Origin of the sequence: Flavobacterium sp. (genome assembly GCF_039916025.1) — a bacterium.
GTDB lineage: Bacteria > Bacteroidota > Bacteroidia > Flavobacteriales > Flavobacteriaceae > Flavobacterium.
Genome location: NZ_JBDSMB010000127.1, coordinates 1 through 3707 on the forward strand (window position 1 = coordinate 1; position 3707 = coordinate 3707).

3 protein-coding genes and 1 pseudogene are annotated in these 3707 nt (G+C 35.8%); all 4 read right to left on the bottom strand.

The annotated features are described in order from the left end of the window. Window positions 1-61: 61 nt before the first annotated feature. Window positions 62-1675, bottom strand: a complete 1614-nt coding sequence (locus ABIQ27_RS09195) for a CTP synthase (RefSeq protein WP_348033588.1) — start codon at window positions 1673-1675, stop codon at window positions 62-64. Between the two features lie 171 nt (window positions 1676-1846). Further along, entirely contained in the window at window positions 1847-2080 is a 234-nt protein-coding gene (locus ABIQ27_RS09200) for a DUF3820 family protein (protein ID WP_293889956.1), read from the bottom strand. 85 nt (window positions 2081-2165) lie between these two features. Next, window positions 2166-2570, bottom strand: a complete 405-nt coding sequence (locus ABIQ27_RS09205; protein ID WP_348033589.1) for an OsmC family protein — start codon at window positions 2568-2570, stop codon at window positions 2166-2168. Window position 2571: 1 nt separating this feature from the next. After that, window positions 2572-3707, bottom strand: a pseudogene (locus ABIQ27_RS09210) (hypothetical protein); the annotation flags it as partial.

Sequence of the window (3707 nt, forward strand, 5' to 3'; positions counted from 1 at the left end):
AATAATTGTATTAAAATCAAATTTCTTTTCTTCCATAGTAATGCTGAACTTTTCAGTTCCTTTATTTATTTTTATGTTTTACCATTGCGGCCACAAAGCTAACAAAAATTGGGTGTGGATTCGCAACCGTACTCTTATATTCCGGATGGTATTGAACGCCTATAAAAAACGGATGGCTTTCCAGTTCAATAATCTCAACCAAACCTGTTTCCGGATTTATTCCCGAACAAATTAATCCTGCTTTTTCTAATTGTTTCCTGTATTCATTATTAAACTCATAACGATGACGGTGACGCTCATCGATTTGGTCTTTACCGTAGATTTCGTGAGCCAATGTTCCTGGTGTAATATTACACTTCCATGAACCCAAACGCATTGTTCCGCCTTTATCAGTAATGGTTTTTTGCTCTTCCATTAATGAAATTACAGGATCTTTTGTATCCTCATTCATTTCGGTAGAATTTGCATTTTTTAATCCCAAAACATTTCTGGAATATTCGATAACCGCCATTTGCATTCCAAGACAAATTCCGAAAAACGGAATGTTGTTTTCACGAGCATAACGAACAGTATCTATTTTCCCTTCAATTCCGCGACCGCCAAACCCTGGGGCAACTATTATGCCGTCCAAATCTTTTAGTTGTTGTTCTGCCGTTTTGGCATCAAGATATTCAGAATGGATAGAAATCACGTTCACTTTGGTTTGATTTGCCGCACCAGCATGAATAAATGACTCTAAGATTGATTTATACGAATCTTGTAATTCGACATATTTTCCAACCAAACCGACATTTACTGTTTGTTTTGGGTGTTTTAATCTATGCAGGAAAGTGTTCCAGTTTCTTAAATCCGGAGCTGCTTTTTTAGGTAAGTTTAATTTCTTTAATGCGACAATATCCAAGCCTTCTTCAAGCATCAAATTTGGTACCTCGTAAATCGTTGAAGCATCAATAGACTGGATAACAGCTTCTCGTTTTACATTGCAAAACAAAGCGAGTTTATTACGCAAATCGTCTGATAAATCACGATCCGTTCTACAAACTAAAATATCAGCTTTGATTCCGCTTTCCATCAAAGTTTTAACCGAGTGCTGCGTTGGTTTTGTTTTTAATTCTCCGGCTGCAGCCAAATAGGGAACCAATGTTAAGTGAATTACAATTCCGTTACTTTCACCCAATTCCCAAACTAATTGACGCACCGATTCGATATAGGGTAACGACTCAATATCTCCGACAGTTCCACCAATTTCAGTAATCACAATATCAAAATCGCCCGAATTCCCAAGCAATTGCATGCGTTCTTTAATTTCGTTGGTAATATGAGGAACAACCTGAACTGTTTTTCCTAAAAACTCACCTCTACGTTCTTTTTCAATTACCGAAAGATAAACCCTTCCTGTAGTAACGTTGTTGGCTTGTGAAGTAGGAACATTTAAAAATCTTTCATAATGACCTAAATCTAAATCAGTTTCTGCTCCATCATCCGTCACAAAACATTCTCCGTGTTCGTACGGATTTAAAGTTCCCGGATCAACGTTGATGTAAGGGTCAAATTTTTGAATGGTCGTTCGATAGCCTCTCGCCTGTAGTAACTTGGCCAGAGATGCTGCAATGATTCCTTTTCCCAAAGAAGAAGTCACACCGCCGGTAACAAAAATGTATTTTGTTTGATTCATTTTTTTTGTAATTGTTGTGTTGTAGTTGTTGTAAAAAACGACGCAAAAATAATGAATTAAATCGGATAAAAGTTAATTTGAAAATGAGTTAATTTGAAAATTTGAAGATGATAAAAGTATCCCCGAAAAGTTAAGAAAATCGCGATTTCAAATCACCAAATTACCAAATCCTCAAATTGGTTTTGGATATTGTTTTTTTATATTCCGAACCAATTCTTCCAAACCGTTTAATTTAAGTTCATAAACAAGTTGTAATTGCTCACCGAGCTGACCTTTTGGAAAACCTTTTTGGCTGTACCAAACCACATAATATTCGGGCAAATCAATAAGATAATAGCCTTCATACTTACCGAATGGCATTTTGGTATGTGCAAGTTTTATGAGAAGTAGTTGTTGTGGATTCATTTTATAAAAAAGAGAATAGAGTATAGAAAATAGAACAAAGACATTTGAACATCAATATTCTATGTTCTTTTTCTTATTTCTTGAGCTACTTCCAATTAAAAGTAATCACTTTTTTGATATCCGGATGAAGGCTAAAATGAACCGGACAAGTCATTGCTGTTTTTTCCAGAGTTGTTTTAACCTTTTTATCATCGGTTAGATTCATCTCAAAATGAATATGGATTTCTGAAATTCTTCTTGGTTCAGCGGCCATAACTTTGGTTACTTCTGCTGTTGTTCCTTTTAATTCTAAATCCATATCTCTTGCTTTGATTGCCATAATGGTAATCATGCAAGTTGCCAAAGAATTAGCCACCATGTCTGTAGGCGAGAAAGCCTCTCCTTTTCCGTGATTATCTATTGGAGCATCTGTAATGATTTCGGTTCCGGATTGCATATGCATAGACGAAGTTCGTAGCTCGCCTAAATATCTAACGATTGATGTTGTCATTTTACAATGCTTCTTTTATGGTTAAATCAGTGTCGTAATACAAGATGTAAATTCCGTTATTGGAATAACCGTAAGTTGCATTTTGGACATAATCAAATTTGTTTTCTATTTGTTCAGATGGTGAAACCTGAATTGTTTCTTCAAAAGTTGTATCCTGCGATAAGCGAAGCAAAGTATCAAACGTTACATCAAAGCCACGAATAGCGTATTGATTGGGTATAATTTTATTTGCTTTTTTATACTTTGCATCAAACTGATTGGCTTCATCAGTTTCGTTTGGTCTTGAAAGCGATGGATACAAAAGTTTTAACTTGGTTAATCTGGTCAATGAGATTTCCTCAAAATCAAAGGTGTCGTTCTGTTCCAAAATTACCAACTGAACCTGATATTCTTTTTGCGCAGCTAACATCGCATTCGTTGTGGCCAAAATCATTCCTGTGCTTTCAGAAGCCAAAACCACATAATTGAGTCTGTCTTTTTGAAACAAGGTTTTCAAACTATCGGCAACAAAACTACCTTTCTCGCTCAAACCTGCAATCCTAACATTGGGCTGCATTTCCTGGATGTATTGTTTTACGCTTCCTTTCTTATTGTCTACCACAGCAATAATATTTCCGTTTTTGGCTTTCATAAAATCAAAAATAGAATTACGTAAAAAATCTGCAGAAGGTGTCGATTGGTATAAATTAGTGTATTTTTTACCTACATCTTTCGATAATGGCGAAATGACCGGAGTCTTTGTTGGTTCAACCAGCTCTGCCAATTTCTCAACATTCGACTGATAAAAAGGGCCAATAATAGCATCCATTCCCTGAAGGTTATTTTGCTGTATCAAAGCCGCAACATTGGAAGAGTTTTTAGTTTCCTGAGAATCTAAAATTTTGATGTCGAAATTCATCCCTAAAACTCTGGCTGAATCAATCGCCATCAAAGCACCCGAATAGAAATCCAAAGTCAGATTCAGAAACTTATCCTTTTTCAATCTGGCCTGAGTAGAATTTATAGTGTCACTTTCAATTTTTGAAATATTAAAAGGCAAAAGTAATGCGAGTTGTTTCCTCGCATTAGTGTTTATTGTTTTTAGTAAATTACCCTGCTCCTTTTTGACAGGTTCTTTCCGCTGCCCTTTGGGAACAC